This window comes from Massilia agri (genome assembly GCF_024753255.1).
Classification (GTDB): Bacteria; Pseudomonadota; Gammaproteobacteria; order Burkholderiales; family Burkholderiaceae_D; genus Telluria; species Telluria agri.
Genome location: NZ_JANUHA010000001.1, coordinates 213,397 through 232,384, shown reverse-complemented (window position 1 = coordinate 232,384; position 18,988 = coordinate 213,397). Strand labels below are relative to the sequence as shown.

Annotated in this window: 17 protein-coding genes; 9 read left to right on the top strand and 8 right to left on the bottom strand. The window is 66.6% G+C overall.

Annotation, left to right across the window (positions count from 1 at the left end; genetic code table 11):
- Nucleotides 1-27 precede the first annotated feature (27 nt).
- Nucleotides 28-552 carry a gluconokinase gene (locus tag NX780_RS01065; RefSeq protein WP_258826017.1) on the top strand — a complete coding sequence of 175 codons (525 nt, stop codon included), beginning with the start codon at nucleotides 28-30 and terminating at the stop codon, nucleotides 550-552.
- Between the two features lie 120 nt (nucleotides 553-672).
- The gene (locus tag NX780_RS01060) at nucleotides 673-1,182 is read left to right on the top strand and encodes a c-type cytochrome (RefSeq protein ID WP_258826016.1); all 510 of its coding nucleotides are present in this window, start codon (nucleotides 673-675) and stop codon (nucleotides 1,180-1,182) included.
- Between the two features lie 10 nt (nucleotides 1,183-1,192).
- Here the strand turns inward: NX780_RS01060 and NX780_RS01055 are convergent, their stop codons facing one another.
- Together NX780_RS01055 and NX780_RS01050 are read right to left on the bottom strand one after the other, a co-directional pair.
- Nucleotides 1,193-3,493 (bottom strand): penicillin-binding protein 1A, encoded by a 2,301-nt coding sequence (locus NX780_RS01055; protein ID WP_258826015.1) that lies wholly within the window; start codon nucleotides 3,491-3,493, stop codon nucleotides 1,193-1,195.
- 227 nt (nucleotides 3,494-3,720) lie between these two features.
- Nucleotides 3,721-5,421, bottom strand: a complete 1,701-nt coding sequence (locus NX780_RS01050; RefSeq protein WP_258826014.1) for a methyl-accepting chemotaxis protein — start codon at nucleotides 5,419-5,421, stop codon at nucleotides 3,721-3,723.
- Between the two features lie 304 nt (nucleotides 5,422-5,725).
- Between NX780_RS01050 and NX780_RS01045 the strand changes: the two genes are divergently transcribed.
- Nucleotides 5,726-7,060 (top strand): amidohydrolase, encoded by a 1,335-nt coding sequence (locus NX780_RS01045; protein WP_258826013.1) that lies wholly within the window; start codon nucleotides 5,726-5,728, stop codon nucleotides 7,058-7,060.
- Nucleotides 7,061-7,162: 102 nt separating this feature from the next.
- On the opposite strand, the gene NX780_RS01040 is transcribed toward NX780_RS01045, so the two are convergent.
- The 3 genes from NX780_RS01040 to NX780_RS01030 all read right to left on the bottom strand — a co-directional run bounded on the left by NX780_RS01040 (nucleotide 7,163) and on the right by NX780_RS01030 (nucleotide 11,196).
- On the bottom strand, nucleotides 7,163-8,848 hold the full coding sequence (locus NX780_RS01040; RefSeq protein WP_258826012.1) for a methyl-accepting chemotaxis protein: 1,686 nt from the start codon (nucleotides 8,846-8,848) through the stop codon (nucleotides 7,163-7,165).
- Nucleotides 8,849-8,993: 145 nt separating this feature from the next.
- Nucleotides 8,994-10,055, bottom strand: a complete 1,062-nt coding sequence (locus NX780_RS01035; protein ID WP_258826011.1) for a M48 family metallopeptidase — start codon at nucleotides 10,053-10,055, stop codon at nucleotides 8,994-8,996.
- A gap of 7 nt (nucleotides 10,056-10,062) precedes the next feature.
- Nucleotides 10,063-11,196 (bottom strand): YjgN family protein, encoded by a 1,134-nt coding sequence (locus NX780_RS01030; RefSeq protein WP_258826010.1) that lies wholly within the window; start codon nucleotides 11,194-11,196, stop codon nucleotides 10,063-10,065.
- Nucleotides 11,197-11,420: 224 nt separating this feature from the next.
- Between NX780_RS01030 and pyrG the strand changes: the two genes are divergently transcribed.
- The 5 genes from pyrG to NX780_RS01005 all read left to right on the top strand — a co-directional run bounded on the left by pyrG (nucleotide 11,421) and on the right by NX780_RS01005 (nucleotide 16,022).
- Nucleotides 11,421-13,100 (top strand): CTP synthase, encoded by a 1,680-nt coding sequence (gene pyrG / locus NX780_RS01025; protein ID WP_258826009.1) that lies wholly within the window; start codon nucleotides 11,421-11,423, stop codon nucleotides 13,098-13,100.
- Nucleotides 13,097-13,951: a 3-deoxy-8-phosphooctulonate synthase gene (gene kdsA, locus NX780_RS01020; protein ID WP_258826008.1), complete on the top strand. Its 855-nt coding sequence runs from the start codon at nucleotides 13,097-13,099 to the stop codon at nucleotides 13,949-13,951. The genes pyrG and kdsA overlap by 4 nt, the downstream gene beginning before the upstream one ends.
- Before the next feature lie 87 nt (nucleotides 13,952-14,038).
- Nucleotides 14,039-15,322 (top strand): phosphopyruvate hydratase, encoded by a 1,284-nt coding sequence (gene eno / locus NX780_RS01015; RefSeq protein WP_258826007.1) that lies wholly within the window; start codon nucleotides 14,039-14,041, stop codon nucleotides 15,320-15,322.
- A 50-nt stretch (nucleotides 15,323-15,372) separates the two neighbouring features.
- The gene (ftsB, locus tag NX780_RS01010) at nucleotides 15,373-15,726 is read left to right on the top strand and encodes a cell division protein FtsB (protein WP_258826006.1); all 354 of its coding nucleotides are present in this window, start codon (nucleotides 15,373-15,375) and stop codon (nucleotides 15,724-15,726) included.
- A gap of 26 nt (nucleotides 15,727-15,752) precedes the next feature.
- Nucleotides 15,753-16,022, top strand: coding sequence for a helix-turn-helix domain-containing transcriptional regulator (locus NX780_RS01005; protein WP_258826005.1), 270 nt, complete (start codon nucleotides 15,753-15,755; stop codon nucleotides 16,020-16,022).
- Between the two features lie 63 nt (nucleotides 16,023-16,085).
- Here the strand turns inward: NX780_RS01005 and NX780_RS01000 are convergent, their stop codons facing one another.
- Nucleotides 16,086-16,592: a Dps family protein gene (locus NX780_RS01000; protein WP_258826004.1), complete on the bottom strand. Its 507-nt coding sequence runs from the start codon at nucleotides 16,590-16,592 to the stop codon at nucleotides 16,086-16,088.
- A gap of 193 nt (nucleotides 16,593-16,785) precedes the next feature.
- On the opposite strand from NX780_RS01000, the gene NX780_RS00995 reads away from it, so the two are divergent.
- On the top strand, nucleotides 16,786-17,529 hold the full coding sequence (locus NX780_RS00995; protein WP_258826003.1) for a hypothetical protein: 744 nt from the start codon (nucleotides 16,786-16,788) through the stop codon (nucleotides 17,527-17,529).
- A 56-nt stretch (nucleotides 17,530-17,585) separates the two neighbouring features.
- On the opposite strand, the gene NX780_RS00990 is transcribed toward NX780_RS00995, so the two are convergent.
- Both NX780_RS00990 and hslO read right to left on the bottom strand, forming a co-directional pair.
- The gene (locus tag NX780_RS00990; RefSeq protein ID WP_258826002.1) at nucleotides 17,586-18,008 is read right to left on the bottom strand and encodes an acyl-CoA thioesterase; all 423 of its coding nucleotides are present in this window, start codon (nucleotides 18,006-18,008) and stop codon (nucleotides 17,586-17,588) included.
- A 13-nt stretch (nucleotides 18,009-18,021) separates the two neighbouring features.
- The gene (hslO, locus tag NX780_RS00985; protein WP_258826001.1) at nucleotides 18,022-18,984 is read right to left on the bottom strand and encodes an Hsp33 family molecular chaperone HslO; all 963 of its coding nucleotides are present in this window, start codon (nucleotides 18,982-18,984) and stop codon (nucleotides 18,022-18,024) included.
- Nucleotides 18,985-18,988: the final 4 nt, after the last annotated feature.

Sequence of the window (18,988 nt, the reverse complement as noted above, 5' to 3'; positions counted from 1 at the left end):
CAATAACTGAAACGTGGATACCTCCGAATGAGACAAACTGCCTGGGTCGTGATGGGCGTGAGCGGATGCGGCAAGAGCGCGGTGGGCGCCCGCCTGGCGCAGGCCCTGGGTGTGCGCTTCATCGAAGGCGACGCTTTTCACCCGCCGGAAAACGTGGCGAAGATGAGCGCCGGCGTGCCACTGGACGACACCGACCGGTACGGTTGGCTGGCTACCTTGCGCAGCAAGATCGCGCGCGCCATGGAGGCGGGAGAATCGGTGGTGCTGTCCTGTTCCGCGCTCAAGCGCGCCTACCGCGACATCCTGCGCGGCAACGGTGCGAATCGCGACGATGTACGCTTCGTCCACCTGCATGGCGACCGCGCCCTGATCGCGCAGCGCATGGCCGCCCGGCCGGGACACTTCATGCCGCCGTCCCTGCTCGACAGCCAGCTGCGCGACCTCGAGCCGCTGCAGCCGGACGAAGCGGGCATCACGCTGGACCTGCGCGATCCGCCGGACAGGCTGGTCGAACAGGCGCTGGCAGCCTTGCGCGACACGCGTCCGGACTGATCCCCCCTGCGTGGGGCTGTCGCCGGGCTCCGTGTCCGGATATCTTCCTGCACATCAAAACCATGCGCGGCCGGATGCCGCACCATTGGCATGGACAACGATATCCAGAACGGAGCCCCCATGATCACCAACACCACCACGCGCGCCGCCCTGCTGCTGGCGCTGATGCTGCCCGCCGCCGCCTTCGCGGCGCAGGAGAACCAGCCGCTGGCCGGCACCTCGGCGCATGGCAAGTACATCGAACGCGGCCGCTACCTCGTCAAGGTCGGCGGCTGCAACGACTGCCACACGCCCGGCTACGGCATGAGCGCCGGCCAGGTGCCGGAAAAGGAATGGCTGACCGGCGACGGTCTCGGCTGGCGCGGCCCCTGGGGCACGACCTACCCGACCAACCTGCGCCTGTCGATGAACGCGGTCAAGGAAGACGACTGGATTCGCATGGCGCAGTCCATGAAGACGCGCCCGCCGATGCCCTGGTTCACCCTGCACGCGATGGACAAGGAAGACCTGCGCGCGATCTACCGCTACGTGCGTCACCTCGGCAAGGCCGGCAAGCCGGCCCCCAGCTATGTGCCGCCCGAGCGTACCCCGGCCGGTCCCTTCATCCAGTTCCCGGCGCCGCCGAAGTAAGCGGCAAGCCTCAGGGCAGCTGCACGCTGACCGGCGCCGCGCCGGCGTCCTGCACGGGCGCCGGTGGTGTTTCCTGGCTTGGGGCCTGTTCGGCGAACTCCGCATACACCCAGTCCTCGCCCGAACGCACCACGCCTTCGGGCACCAGCGGCGCGCGCTCCGGCACCTTCGCCAGCGCCACCCGCATGTAGTCGATCCAGGCCGGCATCGCCACCGTCGCGCCGTACTCGTGGCTGCCGAGCGAGCGCGGCTCGTCATAGCCCATCCAGGCCACCGCCACCACCTTGCCGCCGTAGCCGGCGAACCAGCCGTCGACGGCATTGCTGGTGGTGCCGGTCTTGCCGGCGATATCGCCGCGCTTGAGCTGCCTTACCGTCTCCGCGCCGGTGCCGTAGCGGGTCACGTCGCGCAGCATGCTGTCGGTGATGAAGGCGTTGCGCGCGTCCAGCACACGGGCCGCTTCGCTAAGTAGCGCAGGGCGCTTCGCCTCGAACACCGGCTTGCCCTCGCGGTCCAGGATGCCCGTCACCAGATACGGTTCGACCCGGTAGCCGCCATTGGCGACCACGGCATAGGCGCCGGCCAGCTGCAGCGGCGTCACCGTGCCGGTGCCCAGGGCCAGGCTCAGGGTCCTGGGCTGGCGCGCCGCGTCGAAGCCGAAGCGCGTCAGGAAATCACGGGTGTAATCCATCTCGAGGGTGCGCAGCAGGCGCACGGCCGGCACGTTCTTCGAATGCGCCAGCGCGTAGCGCACCGTGATCGGCCCTTCGAAGCCGCCGTGGTCGTTGCGCGGCGACCAGTCGGCATAGGCCGGCTCGGCGGAGAAGTCGATCGGCTCGTCGAGGATCTGGGTACCCGGGAAGAAGCCGCGCTCGAGCGCCGCCGAATACACGAAGGGCTTGATGGCGGACCCCGGCTGGCGCCAGGCCTGGGTCACGTGGTTGAACTTCTGCAGGCCGTAATCGAAGCCGCCGACCATGGCGCGGTAGGCGCCGGTCTGGGCGTCCAGGGCGACAAATGCGGCGGCCACCTGCGGCACCTGGCTGATCGCCCAGCTTTTGCCGGTACTGCTGATGCGCACCACGGCGCCCGCGGACAGGCGCTGGCCGGCCTTCGCCTTGGCCGAGAGGGCGGGCGCGGCCAGGGCCAGGCCGGCGCCGGTGATCTCGACCGTGTCGCCGTCGCGCAGCGCGACCTTGACCCGCTTCGGCGAGGCCGCCAGCACGACGGCCGGGGTAAAACCGTCCACCGCAGGGCGCTTCTGCAGGGTTTCGGCGATCGCTTCCTCGCGCGCCTTCTCGTCCTTTGGCAGCGTGATGCGCGCTTCGGGGCCGCGGTAGCCGTGGCGGCGGTCGTAGGCGATGGCGCTCGTGCGCACGCCGTCATAGGCGGCGCGTTGTTCGGCCGCGAGGATGGTCGTGGTGACGCTGTAGCCGCGCTCGTAGGCCGCCTGGCCGAAGCGCGCATGCACGGCCTGGCGCGCGATCTCGGCGACGTATTCGGCGCCGGGCAGGGGCCCGCCGCCGTCGCGCCGCACGACCAGGGTTTCGGCCAGGGCGCGGCGGTACTGGCTTTCCGTGATGTGCTTCAGCTCGAACATGCGGCGCAGGACGATGCGCTGGCGCTGCTGTGCGCGTTCGGGATTCGCGACCGGATTGTGGCGCGAGGGATTCTGCGGCAGCCCGGCCAGCATGGCCATCTCGGCCAGCGACAGCTGGTCCAGGCCCTTGCCGAAATAGGTGCGCGCCGCGCTGGAAAAACCGTAGGCGCGCTGGCCCAGGTAGATCTGGTTCATGTAGACCTCGAGGATCTGGTCCTTGCTCAGGGCCTCTTCGATCTTGTAGGCGAGGGCGACTTCGGTCAGCTTGCGCGGCAGGGTCTTGTCGCGGGTGAGGAAGAAGTTGCGCGCCACCTGCATGGTGATGGTCGAGCCCCCCTGGCGAAAGCTCCCGGACAGGTTCGCCTTGGCGGCGCCCAGCGCCCGGATCCAGTCGATCCCGCCGTGGTCGTAGAAGCGCGCGTCCTCGATCGACAGGACGGCGGCCTTCATCAGGGCGGGGATTTTCGCGATCGGCACGAATTCGCGCCGCTCGGCGCCGAATTCGCCGATCAGGACCTTGTCGGCCGAGTACACCCGCAGCGGGATCTTGGGCTGGTAGTCGGTGACGGCCTTGATGTCCGGGACGTCGTCCAGGATGCCGGCGCCGGCCGGCGCGGCAGCGAGGGGAGACAGCAGGGCAAGGATCAGGGCGGCGGGCAGGGCGCCGCGGCGCAGGACGGTGGTAGGAAAAGGCCGGTGGTTGGTGTGCATGGTTCCGTGTCGCAGGTATGGGGGGGCGCATCGCGCCGCCCGATCCGGCGGCTGTAATGCGGGGCCGATCATAGCGCCACCGGGCGCGGCGCGCATCCGGAACCGGCAAGGTAGCGCAAGGCGCCTTGCCGGGGAGCGCGAAACGCTACCTGTCTTGCCCATGAATTGACAGCGCAAGTAAAAAGCCCGGCAGTTTGCCGGGCTCTTTGTGATTCAGGAAGCGAAAATCAGAATTCTTCCCATTCGGTCTGCGCGGTCTGGGCAGTCTGCGCGGCCTTGGCGCGCGCCGCCTGCTTGGCCGGGCGCGCCGCAGGCTTCGCGGGCGCCGCCAGTGCGCGTGCAGGCGTCGGCTTTGCCACCGTGCGGGCCGCCTCGTCCCGCGCGTCGAGCTTGAACACGCCGACCACCTGGGCCAGCTTGGCGGCCTGGTCCTGCATCGAGGTCGCGGCGGCTGCCGATTCCTCGACCAGCGCGGCGTTCTGCTGGGTCACTTCGTCCATCTGGCCGATGGCGGCGTTGACCTGCTCGATGCCGCCGGTCTGTTCCTGGCTGGCGTGGGTGATCTCGCCCATGATGTCGGTGACGCGGCGGATCGATTCGACCACCTGCTGCATGGTCGCGCCGGCCTGGTCGACCAGACGAGTACCCGCATCGACCTTCTCGACCGAGTCGCCGATCAGGCCCTTGATTTCCTTGGCGGCGGCGGCCGAGCGTTGCGCCAGGGTGCGCACTTCGGAAGCGACCACTGCGAAGCCGCGGCCCTGTTCGCCGGCGCGCGCCGCTTCGACCGCCGCATTCAGCGCCAGGATATTGGTCTGGAAGGCGATGCCGTCGATGACGCCGATGATGTCGACGATCTTCCTGGCCGAATCGTTGATCGAGCCCATGGTCGTGATGACCTCGCCGACCACCGCGCCGCCCTGGGCCGCCACTTCCGAGGCGGCGATCGAGAGCTGGTTGGCCTGGCGCGCATTGTCGGCGTTCTGGCGCACGGTGGTGGTCAGTTCTTCCATCGAGGCGGCGGTTTCCTCCAGCGCGCTGGCCTGCTGTTCGGTGCGCGCCGAGAGATCCAGGTTGCCGGCCGAGATCTCGCTCGATCCGGTGGCGATGGTGTCGGTGCCGCTGCGGACCTGGCTGACGATGGCCACCAGGCTGTCGTTCATGTGGCGCAGGGCGCGCAGCAGGGCGCCGGTTTCGTCCTTGCCGGACGCGTCGATGCGGCGCGTCAGGTCGCCGCCGGCCACGGTCTCGGCCACTTCGACGGCAGTGCGGATCGGGCGGGTAATGCCGGTGGTGAGCAGCCAGGACAGGATGGCGCCGAGGGCCACCGCGCCGGCGGTCAGGACGGTGATGGTGGTGGTGCTGCGGCCGGCGGTCGCGTCGATCGCTTTCGCGGTCTCGTCGATGCTGCTGCGCTGCATGACCACCAGGTCGTGCAGCAGATTCTGGTATTTGGTCGCGGCCGGCGTGAATTCCTGGTCGAGGATGCGCGCCGCTTCCTCGGCATTGCCGTCCGCCTTGGCTTTCACGGCGCCGTCGCGCGAGGCGCTGTAGACCTTGCGCTGCTCGAGGATGGCAGCGAACAGCGCCTTCTCGCGCTCGCCCGCGACCAGCGGCTCGATCTGCTTGAGCAGTTCGGCGGCCTTCTTGACCGACGCTGCGGCGTCTTCCTTGAAGTAGGGGCCGAGCGCCGGATCGGTGCTCTTGACGATCGCCGCGGTACGGCGGATCGAGGCGTAGTTCAGGCTGTACCAGTCGGTGATCAGGCGCTCCTTGGTCAGCGGGGCGGCCATCATGTCGCGCGTGGCGGAGGCGACTTCGCTCAGGCGCCAGACGCCCGCGGTGGCGATCAGGACGGTCATCGCCAGGATCATGGCAAAGCCCAGTCCCAGGCGCTTGCCGATCTTGATGTTAGAAATGAAACCCATGAAGCTTCCTTCGAATGTGCTAGGAGAGAGTGGGCCGGCGGGAACCGGCTGCGCAGGGTCCCGCCAGCGGCACCGGGCGGTGCGGACGCGGGACAAATGCGGAACAAGGCGGGAATTGTACGGGCTGATCGGGTGTTGCGGAAGAGAAAAAGTGATGTAGAGAAATTTTTACGACACTTTTACACAGAAGGGGTGCTATGTTAATTGTTAAATATTGCTGCGACATACCGTGGCTGTTACGCTTTTGACCCGCCTGTGATCCGCATGCCGGGTCAGGTACCTTTTCGTCCACATCGAGCAATTCATGAAACCAACGATTCGCCTCATCCCCCATTTCGTCGCCGCCGCCTGCGCCTTCGCCGCCGCCGGCGCCCAGGCCCAGACCTCCCTCCCGCCGGCCATCGCCGCCCAGCTCGACAAGGACTATCCCGCCATCGAGGCCATCTACCAGGACCTGCACCGCAACCCCGAGCTCGCCTTTGCCGAGCACCAGACCGCGAAGAAGCTGGCCGAACGCGTCAAGGCGCTGGGCTTCGACGTGACCACCGGCGTCGGTGGCACCGGCGTCGTGGCGATCCTCAAGAACGGCCCAGGCCCGGTCGCCATGCTGCGCACCGAAATGGATGGCCTGCCGGTCCAGGAAAAGACCGGCCTGCCGTTCGCCAGCACGGCGACCGCCAAGAACGCCGCCGGCGAAACCGTCTCGACCATGCACGCCTGCGGCCACGACGTGCACATGTCGGCCTGGTACGCAACCGCCAAGCTGATGGCGGAAAACCGCAAGCTGTGGAGCGGCACGCTGATGCTGGTCGGCCAGCCGGCCGAAGAGCCGCTGACCGGCTCCGAAGCCATGCTCAAGGACGGCCTGTTCAAGCGCTTCCCGAAGCCGGACTACGCGCTGTCGATGCATGACGAAGGCACGCTGCCGGCGGGCCAGGTCGGCTACCGCGCGGGCCACTTCCGCGCCTCGGCCGACACCGTCACCATCACCCTGTTCGGCCAGGGCGGCCACGGCGCCACGCCGCAGGAAACCCGCGACCCGGTCGTGCTGTCGGCCCGCGTCGTGATGGCGCTGCAAACCCTGATCTCGCGCGAGAACAACCCGGCCGACCCGGTCGTCATCACCGTCGGCAGCATCCACGGCGGCACCCAGGCGAACATCGTGCCGGACCAGGTCAAGCTGCAGCTCACCGTGCGTACCTTCAAGCCGGAAGTGCGCAAGCGCGTGCTGGCCAGCATCCAGCGTGAAGTGAAGGGCGAGGCGATCGCCTCCGGCATGCCGAAGGAGCCGCTGGTGGAAATCAAGCCGGGCGCCGACTCGGTCTACAACGATCCGGAACTGACCGCGCGCGCCGTCAAGGCGGTGCAGGGTGCACTCGGCGCCGACAAGGTGGTCGAGATGCCGGCCAAGATGACCTCGGAGGACTTCGCCAACTACGGCCAGGCCGGCGTCAAGGCCGTGCTGCTGCACGTGGGCGCCGTGGAGCCGGGCAAGCTGGCCGCGGCGCGCGCCGCCGGCAAGTACCCGCCGGGCACCCACTCGCCGCAGTGGGCGCCGGACTTCAAGCCGACCGTGCGCTCCTTCATCACCGCGGAAACCGCGATCCTGCTGGACCTGCTCAAGCCGGGCCAGAAGTAATCCGAAGGCTGCTTCCGCCAGCGCGGAAGCGGCCGGACGAAAAAAAACGGATCCACGTTCGACGTGGATCCGTTTTTCTATTTCGGCTTCAAGGCAGCCGGATCAGAAGGTTTCCCACTCTTGCTCGGATACCTTGCTGCCGGCGCGCGCAGGCGCCGCGGGCCGGGCGGCCTTGGCGGGGGCGGGGCGGGCCACGACGGCCAGGGCGCGCGCGGGCATTTCCACTTTCGACGCCATGCGCGCGTCGAGCTTGAACACGTTCACCAGGCCGGCCAGGCGCGCGGCCTGTTCCTGCAGGGCGCCGGCTGCGGCTGCCGATTCCTCGACCAGGGCGGCGTTCTGCTGGGTCGATTCGTCCATCAGGCCGATGGCCTGGTTGACCTGGTCGATGCCGTGGATCTGCTCCTGGCTGGCCGAGGAGATCTCGGCCATGATGTCGGTCACGCGCTGGATCGCACTCACTACCTGGTCCATGGTCTCGCCGGTCTGGTCGACCAGCCTGGTGCCCGCTTCGACCTTTTCCACCGAGTCGCCGATCAGGCCCTTGATTTCCTTGGCGGCGGCGGCCGAGCGCTGGGCCAGGGTACGCACTTCGGAAGCGACGACCGCGAAGCCGCGGCCCTGTTCGCCGGCGCGCGCCGCTTCCACGGCGGCGTTCAGCGCCAGGATATTGGTCTGGAAGGCGATGCCGTCGATGACGCCGATGATGTCGACGATCTTCTTCGACGAATCGTTGATCGAGCCCATGGTGGCGATGACCTGCTCGACCACGGTGCCGGCCTGGGTCGCGACGCTCGAGGCGGTGATGGCCAGCTGGTTGGCCTGGCGCGCGTTGTCGGCGTTCTGGCGCACGGTGCCGGTGAGTTCTTCCATCGAAGCGGCGGTTTCCTCGATCGATGCGGCCTGCTGCTCGGTGCGGCTCGAGAGGTCCATGCTGCCGGCGGCGATCTCGCCCGAGGCGGTGCCGATGGTATCGGTGCCGCTCCGCACTTCGCTGACGATCCTGGCCAGGCTGTCGTTCATGTGGGAGAGGGCGCGCAGCAGGGCGCCGGTCTCGTCGCGGCTGTTCGATGCGATTCTCACCGTGAGGTCGCCCGCGGCCACGGTCTCGGCGGCCTGCACGGCTTCGCGGATCGGACGGGTGATGCCGCGCGTGAGCGTCCATGCGAACAGCGCGCCCAGCAGCACCATCAAGGCGGTGAGGCCGGCGATCCAGTTCTCCCCGCGCTCGGCGGTCGCATCGATCTCGGCGGCGGTGAAGGTGATGCTGTCGCGCTGCATGGCCAGCAGTTCATGGATCGAATCCTGGTAGGCCTTGGAGACCGGCGTGAATTTCTCGTCGAGGATCTGGTCGGCCAGCGCCTGGTCGCCCGCTTCCTTGGCCTTGACGGCATTGTCGCGCGCGGCGCCGTACTGCTTGCGCTGCTCCATGATGCGCTGGAACAGGGCGGTTTCCTTCTCGCCCGCGACCAGCGGTTCGATCTGCTTGACGAGGTCGGCGGCGGCCTTGGCCGTCACGGCCGCGTCTTCCTTGAAGAAGGCGGTGAGCGAGGGGTCGCTGCTCTTGACGATGGCGGCGGTGCGGCGCACGGCGCCGAAGATCTGGGTGTGCCACTCGGCGATCAGGCGTTCCTTGGCCAGCGGCGTGGCCAGGGTGACGCGGGCGGCGGTGGCAACCTGGTCGAGGCGCCACATGCCGGTGCCGGCGATCAGGACGGCCATGAACAGGGTCAGGGCGAAGCCGGCGGCAAGCCGCACGCCGATGGTGAGATTGTGAAAGGTGCGCATGGGTCGGTCGGGCTGGCGCCCCGTCGGCAGGCGCCGCTTACTTTCTCAAGAACGAAAAGTAAGAATTATTGCCCAACCGAAATGTAAACGCACTCAGAATGTGCATTCACCCATGCTCGTATAGACGATTAGCAACAATTGGTGATCATTCCGACAGCGCTTCTTCCGGCTCGGGCGCGGCTTCGCGCAGGCGCTGGCTGCGCGCATAGCCGTCCGGGTGGGTCGAGGCATAGGACATCGCCTGGCGCAGCATCTTCGGCGTCGTCTTGTCCGCCTGCTCGTCCAGGTGGTCGAACAGGTCGGCCAGCGGCAGGGTGGAGATGCCGCGCCTGTGCAATGCCGCCGCCGCGTAGCCGTCGGCGGCCAGCTCCATGTCGCGCGAATACTCCATATTGCCGAGCAGGGCCGGCAGGCCGGCGGCGACCGCGCTGAAGTCGCCGAACAGGGTCGCCGACAGGGCTGCCGTCAGGGAGGCGCGCGTCATGCTGCGCACGCTGTGGCGCATCTCGATGTGTCCGACCTCGTGCGCCAGCACGCCGGCCAGCATGGCGGCGGCCCTGGCGTCGAGGTCGCCGCTTTCGCCGAGGGCGGTGCGCACCAGCTGGTCGGTGAGGACGATGGTCCCGTCCGGGAAGGCCAGCGCGTTCGGTCCGAGCAGGGGTGCATCCACCACCTTCAGGCGCAGCGGAATGCGCGGCGATGCCGGCTGGACCCGCTGCAGGAGGCCCTGCAGCGCCGCCAGGCGGTCCTCGCTGAAACGCGAGGGCTGCAGGAGGTTCTGTTTCTGCAGCAGGGCGAGGGCATTCTCGCCCAGGGCCTGGTCGGCCGAGGGCGGCACTTCGCGCGACAGGCGCTCGGCCGCCGCCGGCAGGCCCCAGAACCAGGCGGCCACGATCAGGGCCACCAGCAGCGCCAGCGCAAGCAGGCTGGCCGCCATGTGTTCCTGCCAGCGCACGACCCAGGATTTGCGGTAGCCGAGCGCCTCCATCAGTTGCGGGCGCACGCCCGGGTCGAGGACCTCGGCATGGCTGCCGTCCTTGAAGTAGAGGACGGTCGGGGCGTGCTCGAAGGGTTCGGCCAGGCGCGTGCCGGCCAGGGAATAGCTGCGCGTGGTCTCGCCGTGCAGGTGGATGGCGCCGTTGCCGGTGCTGAGCTGGACGACGTGCAGACGGGCGCTGTGGCCGTCGAAATAATGGGCTGCGCTCATGATGTCCTTACCAGGAAAGGTCGATGCCAAAACCGTCGGCGGCGCCGTCGCCGGCCGCGCCGCCGCGTTTCGCGACGTGGGTGGCGAAGGCTTCGATGTCGCCGTCGACCTCGATTTCCACGTGGGCGAGGCGGAAGCGGTAGACGCTCACCACCGCGAAGGGGCGGTACAGGCCCAGGGTGAGCAGGGTGAGCAGCACGTTCTTCGTTTGCAGCTTCATGAAGGCGCGCGCCGGCAGGGTGGAGCGGATGCGCACGCCGGGGAAGGTGGTGTTCGACCAGGCGAGGTTCGAGATCCGCACCACCATATAGGGTCCGGCCAGCAGGTACATGACGTACACCGTGATGACGGCGGTCAGCAGGCCGGCGACCATGCCGGCCTGGCGCGGGCCTGCGATCATCGCCCCGGCGACGCCGACCAGGATGCCAGCCGTCATCACCACAGCGATTCCCAGCGAGCCTGCGACAAGATATGGCTTGTAGAAGCTGCGCGCCTTGACCGCGTAGCTGGAATGCTGGTCGCCCAGCAGCAGGTGGGCATGCTGGAAGCGGCGCAGCTGGGCGTGCATCAGCGGCCAGGCCAGGTAGAAGGGCAGCGGCAGCGCCGCCAGTTCCGGGCGCTCCGGATAGAGCGCGAGCAGCACGCCCGGCAGCAGGAAGACCAGGGCCGGTGGCAGCCAGGCAAGGTAGGCCTGGGTGATGGAACCGTCGAAGCCCAGCCACAGGCCGCGGTAGCTGGTGTTCCCGAGGCGAAAGCGCAGGGCGCCGCGCATCAGGTAGGGGAAGGCCGCCAGCAGGCCGAGGATGACGGCCAGGCCAAAGGCGGTCGAGAAACCGAAGGCGTAGTGGTAGGCGCCCAGCAGCACGACCGAGAGCAGGCGCCCGACCAGCACTGCCCGTGGGTTGCCGTGGAAATCGAAGGTGGCGCCGGCGAGAATGGTGTTGCGATCGAAATACTGCAGGCGCCGGACCTTGGCCCAGGCCGAGTAGATGCCGAGCGTGGCCAGCGAGAGCAGCAGGTTGACCACCCAGATGCGGAAGTACTCGCGGCCGTCGCCGGTGAAGGAGAGGGCCAGGGTGCGCGGTCCGGGATCCGGTGGAGCGACGATGGCGTCGGCGGGCTGGTCGATGAGTGTATGCATGGCGGCGCCACAAAAAATCGCAGTATAGGATGCGCCCCCACCCGGCGGTCAATTTGCCAGGCATAGAGTGAAGTCGGGGCCGGCTCTGCTATTGGGGAGACAGCGGCGTACTTTCCGCCAGATGGACGCTTTTATCACGATTTGGCCGGGCGGCCGGGAGTATTTGCGCCGTTTAAGGTATAATTTCTATTTCCCGCGCGTGCCATTCGGCACCTTCAGTACAAATGACCAAATTCGTATTCGTCACTGGCGGCGTCGTGTCTTCCCTGGGCAAGGGGATCGCGGCCGCTTCCCTAGCCGCGATCCTCGAATCGCGCGGCCTCAAAGTCACCATGCTCAAGCTCGACCCGTACATCAACGTGGACCCGGGCACCATGAGTCCTACCCAGCACGGCGAAGTGTTCGTCACCGACGACGGCGCCGAGACCGACCTGGACCTGGGCCACTACGAGCGCTTCATCAGCACCCGCATGAAGAAGGTGAACAACTTCACCACCGGCCAGATCTACGAATCCGTGATTCGCAAGGAGCGCCGTGGCGAGTATCTCGGCAAGACCGTGCAGGTGATCCCGCACATCACCAACGAGATCCAGGACTACATCCGCCGCGGCGCCGAAGGCGTGGACGTGGCGCTGGTCGAGATCGGCGGTACCGTCGGCGACATCGAATCGCTGCCCTTCCTGGAAGCCGCGCGCCAGCTGTCGCTGCGCTCGGGCCGCAAGGGCGCCGCCTTCGTGCACCTGACCCTGGTGCCTTACATCGCATCGGCCGGCGAACTCAAGACCAAGCCGACCCAGCACTCGGTGCAGAAGCTGCGCGAGATCGGTATTTCGCCGAACGCGCTGCTGTGCCGCGCCGACCGCCGCATCCCGGACGACGAGCGCGCCAAGATCTCGCTGTTCGCCAACGTGGAAGAGCAGGCCGTCATCTCCGTGTGGGACGTGGACACCATCTACAAGGTGCCGCAGGTGCTGTGCGACCAGGGCCTGGACGACATCATCCTCGAAGCGCTCGGCCTGGAAGCACCGAAGGCCGACCTGTCGATGTGGACCAGGCTGATCCACACCCTGGAAAACCCGAAGCACGAAATCACCATCGGCATGGTGGGCAAGTACGTCGACCTGATCGAGTCGTACAAGTCGCTGACCGAGGCGCTGCGCCACGCCGGCATCCACACCGAGAGCCGCGTCAACATCGAATACCTCGACTCGGAAGAGATTGAAAGCAAGGGTTGCGATCATCTGGCCAAGTACGACGCCATCCTGGTGCCGGGCGGCTTCGGCAAGCGCGGCGTGGAAGGCAAGATTCAAGCTGCCCGCTACGCCCGCGAGAACAAGATCCCCTACCTGGGCATCTGCCTGGGCATGCAGGTCGCGCTGATCGAATACGCGCGCCACGTGGCCGGCCTGCCGAACGCGAACTCGACCGAATTCGATCCGGAAACCGACCAGCCGGTGGTCGCCCTCATCACCGAGTGGCAGAACCATGACGGCAAGGTCGAGAAGCGCGACGTCAACTCGGACCTGGGCGGCACCATGCGCCTGGGCGCCCAGACCTGCGCGGTGAACCCGGGCACGCTGGCCGCCGAGATCTACGGCAATGTCGTGACCGAGCGCCACCGCCACCGCTACGAAGGCAACAACTACTACCTGCCGAAGATCGAAGCGGCGGGCCTGGTGGTGTCGGCGCGTACCCCGAACGAAGACCTGCTGGAGATCATGGAACTCCCGCGCGACGTCCACCCCTTCTACATCGGCGTGCAGTTCCACCCGGAGTTCAAGTCGACCCCGCGTAACGGCCACCCGCTGTTCACCTCGTTCATCCAGGCGGCCTTGAAGCACCAGGCCGCCAACACGAATGTCGCAGCCAACTCGGCATCTGCATTGCAAGGAGACGCAGCATGAAACTCGCCGGTTTTGAGGTCGGCCTTGACAAGCCGATCTTCCTGATCGCAGGTACCTGCGTGATCGAATCCCGCCAGATGGCGCTCGACACCGCCGGCACCCTGAAGGAAATCACCAGTAGCCTGGGCATTCCCTTCATCTACAAATCGTCGTTCGACAAGGCCAACCGCTCGTCCGGCAAATCCTTCCGCGGCCCGGGTCGCGAGAAGGGCCTGGAGATCCTCGCCGACGTGCGCAAGCAGCTCGGCGTGCCGGTCCTGACCGACGTCCACGACGAAGAAATGATCCCGGAAGTGGCCAGCGTCGTCGACGTGCTGCAGACCCCGGCCTTCCTGTGCCGCCAGACCGACTTCATCAACGCCTGCGCGCGTTCGGGCAAGCCGGTCAACATCAAGAAGGGCCAGTTCCTGGCGCCGGGCGACATGAAGAACGTGATCGACAAGGCGCGCGCCGCCGCACGCGAAGCCGGCCTGCCGGAAGATAACTTCATGGCCTGCGAGCGCGGCGCCTCCTTCGGCTACAACAACCTGGTGTCGGACATGCGTTCGCTCGCCATCATGCGCGAATCGAACTGCCCGGTGGTGTTCGACGCGACCCACTCGGTGCAGCTGCCGGGCGGCCAGGGCACCTCGTCCGGCGGCCAGCGCGAACACGTGCCGGTGCTGTCGCGCGCGGCGGTTGCCGCCGGCGTCTCGGGCCTGTTCATGGAAACCCATCCGGACCCGGCCAACGCCCTGTCGGACGGCCCGAACGCCGTGCCGCTCGGCCGCATGAAGGAACTGCTTACGACCCTGGTCGAGATCGACCGCATCGTCAAGAAGACCGGTTTCCTCGAAGCCGACTTCAAGTAACTGCACCAACAGCCGCGCGCGCCCTGCGGCTGGGGCGCGTGCGCGTACCCGAATACACTGACTTTTTACTTCCGGAGACTGTAGAACATGAGTGCCATCGTTGATATTATCGGCCGTGAAATCATTGACTCGCGCGGCAATCCGACCGTCGAGTGCGACGTGCTGCTGGAGTCGGGCGTGATGGGCCGCGCCGCCGTGCCCTCGGGCGCCTCGACCGGTTCGCGCGAAGCGATCGAACTGCGCGACGGCGATCCGTCCCGCTATTTCGGCAAGGGCGTGCTGCAGGCCTGCGAGAATATCAACACCGAGATCTCCGAAGCGATCATGGGCCTGGACGCCAATGAACAGGCTTTCCTGGACCGTACCCTGATCGACCTCGACGGCACCGAGAATAAGAGCCGCCTGGGCGCGAACGCCATGCTGGCGGTCTCGATGGCGGTGGCCAAGGCCGCGGCCGAGGAAGCCGGCCTGCCGCTGTACCGCTACTTCGGCGGTTCGGGCGCGATGCAGATGCCGGTGCCGATGATGAACGTCATCAACGGCGGCGCGCACGCGGACAACAACCTGGACATCCAGGAATTCATGATCATCCCGGTCGGCGCGCCGAGCTTCAAGGAAGCGATCCGCTGGGGCGCCGAAGTGTTCCATTCGCTGAAGAAGATCCTGCACGACAAGGGCCTGGCCACCTCGGTGGGCGACGAAGGCGGCTTCGCGCCGAACGTCGGCAGCCACGAGGAAGCGATCCAGCTGATCATGCAGGCGATCGAGAAGGCCGGCTACGTCGCCGGTCCGCAGATCGCGATCGGCCTGGACTGCGCCGCGAGCGAGTTCCACAAGGACGGCAAGTACGTCCTGGAAGGCGAGGGCCTGTCGCTGTCGGCGACCGACTTCACCAATATGCTGGCCACCTGGTGCGACAAGTACCCGATCATCTCGATCGAGGACGCCATGGCCGAAGGCGACTGGGAAGGCTGGGCGACCCTGACCGCCGCCCTGGGCAAGAAGGTCCAGCTGGTGGGCGACGACCTGTTCGTCACCAACACCAAGATCCTGAAAGAGGGTATCCAGAAGGGCATCGCCAATTCGATCCTCATCAAGATCAACCAGATCGGCACCCTGACCGAGACCTTCGCCGCCATCGAGATGGCCAAGCGCGCCGGCTACACCGCCGTGATCTCGCACCGTTCGGGCGAGACCGAGGATTCGACCATCGCCGACATCGCCGTGGGCCTGAACGCCCTGCAGATCAAGACCGGCTCGATGTCGCGTTCGGACCGCATGGCCAAGTACAACCAGCTGCTGCGCATCGAGGAAGACCTGGGCGACGTCGCCAGCTACCCGGGCCGCGACGCCTTCTACAACCTGAAGTAATGTAAAGCCGACCGGCCTCGCTGTTCAAGGCCGGTCTTTTCGTCTCCGTCATGCGACTCATCACCATTGCGCTCGCCGCCCTGCTGATCCTGATCCAGTACCCCCTGTGGCTGGGCAAGGGCAGCTGGCTGCTGGTCGCCGACATGCGCGACCAGGTCGAGGCGACCCGCCTCAAGACCGAACAGCTCAAGGCGCGCAACGCCATGCTCGAATCGGAAGTGCGCGACCTGCGCGACGGTTTGGGGGCGGTCGAGGAGCGCGCGCGCTTCGATCTGGGCATGATCAAGCAGAACGAAATCTTCGTGCAGGTGCTGCGCAAGGACGAGCAGCCCGTGGTCTCGATGACCGTGCCGCCGCCACCACCCGAGCCGAAGAACAAGGACAAGCAGAAGGTGACGCACTGAGCGGCGTCACGGAATCACGGAACATCATGAGCGCAACCAGGAACCAGGGCGGACTCGATTCGCTCGACGCGATCGCCGATCTGCTGGCCGATGCCTTCGAGGACGGCGATGGCGCCGCCATCTCGGCGGCCATGAGGGCCGTGGCCCAGGCGCCGGGCCTGGGCGAACTGGCGGCAAGCGTCGGCATGCCGCGCGAGGAACTGCAGGCGGCATTGATGGCCGAGGAGTTCAACCTCGACCTCACCCTCGAGATCATGAAGGTGGTCGACCTGCACATGTCGGGAGGGCGGGGCTGAAACGTCCTTCCGCTCAATGAAAAACGCGCCTTCCGGCGCGTTTTTCATTGGGGCCTTCGCCGCTCAGTCCGACGAAGCGTCGCCCTGTTGCGCGCCGGCGCCCTGCTCCAGGAAGGAGCGCAGCATCCAGGCATTCTTCTCGTGTACTTCCATGCGGGTGGTCAGCATGTCGGCGGTCGGATAGTCTTCCAGCTCGTCGGCAACCTTGACGCCCGCGCGCAGGGTGCGGATCAGGGTCTCGTTGCCGTCGACCAGCTGGCGCAGCATGTCCTTGGAGGAGAGCACTTCCGGCTCTTCCTTGATGCTCGACAGCTCGGCATAGCGCTTGTACGTGGCCGGCGCGAAGTGGCCCAGGGCGCGGATGCGCTCGGCGATTTCGTCCAGCGCATTCCACTGTTCGGTGTACTGTTCCTCGAACATCACGTGCAGGCTCGAAAACAGCGGGCCGGTCACGTTCCAGTGGAAGTTGTGGGTTTTCAGGTAAAGCATGTAAGCATCGGCCAGTACCGTCGAGAGGGATTCGACGATCTTGGCACGGTCTTCGGTGCTGATTCCAGTATCCATGTGCATCGCATTTCTCCTGTGGTGAGTACTGCAGTGTTTGTATAAATCGACAACACTGTCAAAGATGCATCAGCTTATCACCGCTGAAAAAAACGCGTATTTCGAGTGTCCCGGTTCATCAGCGGGTCGTGACGATGTGCGCATTTTCGGTCCATGGAAGTCTTTACAATCCACGGATCGAAATCCTGATTGGAGACGCATGAAACCCTTGTCGATCATGGCCGTCCTGCTGACGATGGCCGCTCCCGCCTTCGCCCAGGACGCGGCAATCCAGGACACCCCTGCTGAACAGGTTCAGGTCAGCAGCATCAAGGACCCCGAGCTGCAGCCCTACCGGCACATGGTGCGCGGCCTGGACGTGTGGGATGAAAAGCGCGCGCGCCTGGCGCCCCAGGCCAGCCTGCGTTTCGAGCTATGGACAAGGGACGGTAAGATGGCGAACGCCGAGGGCCTGCAGCTGCGCCTTGCCGGCAACACGGTCGATATCGCGCTGCCGCTCGACAAGGACGCTACCTTCGTGCTGCCGCGCAGCCAGGAAGCGCTGTCGGACAATGCGGACCTGATCCTGAACCGCAAGAAGGAACAGTTCCGCTGGCGTCCGCGCGTGAACACGCCCGGCGTGCCGGCGAACGCGCGCCGGCTGGGCGACCTGCGCCTGGAGTGCGAGGTCCGGGCGGCGGTGCGCAAGGAAGAGATTCCCTTGATGTACCGCGCCGGCGCGGTAGCCGCAGGCGGCATCTGCAACCTGCCGATGACGGCCTACCTGTATCGCGCGCCGCAGCGCCTGCTCTCGGCCGTGGTGGTTTCCGGAGACCGCAAGTCCGGCCTGCCGCTGCGTGACAACGGCCATGTGTTCCAGACGCCGCTGCGCGACAAGAGCTGGGACAACGATGCGCTGATCGTGTACACCTTCGCGGAGCCCGAACCTGCCGCCACGCCATGACATGGCCGGATCGGTTTGCAGGGTGGGCGGGGACCGCGGGGCCGCCCGGACCCACCCTACAAAACCTTCTCCAGGACGGCGCGCGTCGCGGCGGGAATCGGCGTCGGCCGGTTGGTGGCGCGGTCCACGTAGACGTGCGTGAAGTGGCCGGCGGCCGAGGGCAGGGGATCGTCGTTGCGGTACAGCGCGATCTCGTAGCGCACGCTCGAGTTGCCGAGCTTCGCCACGCGCACGCCGGCATGCACGGTATCGGGGAAGGAGATCGAGCTGAAATACTGGCAGCCGGTTTCCACCACCAGGCCGACCACACCGCCCTGGTGGATGTCCAGCCCCCCTTGCTCGATCAGGTGGCGGTTGACCGCCGTGTCGAAGAAGCTGTAATAGTTGACGTTGTTGACATACCCGTAGCTGTCGTTGTCCATCCAGCGCGTGGGAATCGCGAGGAAGTGGGGGAACTGGCTACGGGGCGTGTCGCGCATCGTCGTCTGGTCCTTACTGGATGCTGCCGCTGGCCGGCATCATGGTTTCCACCGGGGTGTCGCTGGCGAACAGCTGGGCGCAGTCGACCTTGTCGAAGGCGTAGTGCTTGCCGCAGAAGTCGCAGTTGATGCCCAGTTCGCCCAGGTCGGCCAGCGCCGACTCGACTTCCGGCTGGCCCAGCATCTTGAGCATGTTGCCGACCTTTTCGCGCGTGCAGCTGCAGTGGAACTGCGGGTGCTGCGGGTCGAAGACGCGGATGGTCTCTTCCCAGAACAGGCGCTTGAGCAGGGTTTCGATGGAGGTGGCCAGGAGTTCGTCGCGTTTCAGGGTCTGGCCCAGCATCACGGCGCGGTTCCAGGTCTCCAGGTCTTCCGCTTCCGAGGCCTGCTTCTGCTGGTCGTCCTTGCCGCTGTGGCGCGGGAGCTTCTGCAGCAGCAGGCCGCGCGAGACGCTGTCGTCGGCCGCCAGCCACAGGCGCGTGTCCATCTGCTCGGAACGCAGCATGTAGTTCTCGATGACGGTCGCCATGTCCTCGCCGATCAGGGGCACCACGCCCTGGTAGGGCTGCTGGCCCGGCACCTTGTCGGCCGGGTCGAGGGTGATCACGAAGCGGCCCTTGCCGTTTACATTGAACATGTCGGTCAGCGAGGCGGTCTCGGGAATCTCGGCGTCCGGGGCGAGCTTGGCCGTGGCGCGGATGCGCAGCTGGGCGTCGCATTCGACCACCAGCAGGCGCACCGGGCCGTCGCCGAAGATCTGCATCACGATGGCACCGTTGAACTTCAGGTTGGCCGAGAGCAGGGCGCTGGCCGCGACCATCTCGCCGAGCGCCGCGCGCACCGCCTTCGGGTAGGCGTGGCGCGCCTGGATCTCGCGCCAGGTGTCGGAAATCTCGATCAGCTCGCCGCGTACGGCGGCGTTGTCGAAGATGAATTTTTGCAGGGTGTCGCGCGGGGTGGTCATTGCTTCAGTCATTGTC

Bases quoted from the DNA above. Each gene is read 5' to 3' on its own strand.
- NX780_RS00990 (WP_258826002.1), bottom strand. From the start codon at position 18,008: ATGCGCGACACGCCCCGTAGCCAGTTCCCCCACTTCCTCGCGATTCCC.
- eno (WP_258826007.1), top strand. From the start codon at position 14,039: ATGAGTGCCATCGTTGATATTATCGGCCGTGAAATCATTGACTCGCGC.
- NX780_RS01035 (WP_258826011.1), bottom strand. From the start codon at position 10,055: ATGAGCGCAGCCCATTATTTCGACGGCCACAGCGCCCGTCTGCACGTC.
- NX780_RS01040 (WP_258826012.1), bottom strand. From the start codon at position 8,848: ATGCGCACCTTTCACAATCTCACCATCGGCGTGCGGCTTGCCGCCGGC.
- pyrG (WP_258826009.1), top strand. From the start codon at position 11,421: ATGACCAAATTCGTATTCGTCACTGGCGGCGTCGTGTCTTCCCTGGGC.
- kdsA (WP_258826008.1), top strand. From the start codon at position 13,097: ATGAAACTCGCCGGTTTTGAGGTCGGCCTTGACAAGCCGATCTTCCTG.
- NX780_RS01000 (WP_258826004.1), bottom strand. From the start codon at position 16,592: ATGCACATGGATACTGGAATCAGCACCGAAGACCGTGCCAAGATCGTC.
- NX780_RS00995 (WP_258826003.1), top strand. From the start codon at position 16,786: ATGAAACCCTTGTCGATCATGGCCGTCCTGCTGACGATGGCCGCTCCC.
- NX780_RS01055 (WP_258826015.1), bottom strand. From the start codon at position 3,493: ATGCACACCAACCACCGGCCTTTTCCTACCACCGTCCTGCGCCGCGGC.
- NX780_RS01030 (WP_258826010.1), bottom strand. From the start codon at position 11,196: ATGCATACACTCATCGACCAGCCCGCCGACGCCATCGTCGCTCCACCG.
- ftsB (WP_258826006.1), top strand. From the start codon at position 15,373: ATGCGACTCATCACCATTGCGCTCGCCGCCCTGCTGATCCTGATCCAG.
- NX780_RS01065 (WP_258826017.1), top strand. From the start codon at position 28: ATGAGACAAACTGCCTGGGTCGTGATGGGCGTGAGCGGATGCGGCAAG.
- NX780_RS01045 (WP_258826013.1), top strand. From the start codon at position 5,726: ATGAAACCAACGATTCGCCTCATCCCCCATTTCGTCGCCGCCGCCTGC.
- hslO (WP_258826001.1), bottom strand. From the start codon at position 18,984: ATGACTGAAGCAATGACCACCCCGCGCGACACCCTGCAAAAATTCATC.
- NX780_RS01060 (WP_258826016.1), top strand. From the start codon at position 673: ATGATCACCAACACCACCACGCGCGCCGCCCTGCTGCTGGCGCTGATG.
- NX780_RS01050 (WP_258826014.1), bottom strand. From the start codon at position 5,421: ATGGGTTTCATTTCTAACATCAAGATCGGCAAGCGCCTGGGACTGGGC.
- NX780_RS01005 (WP_258826005.1), top strand. From the start codon at position 15,753: ATGAGCGCAACCAGGAACCAGGGCGGACTCGATTCGCTCGACGCGATC.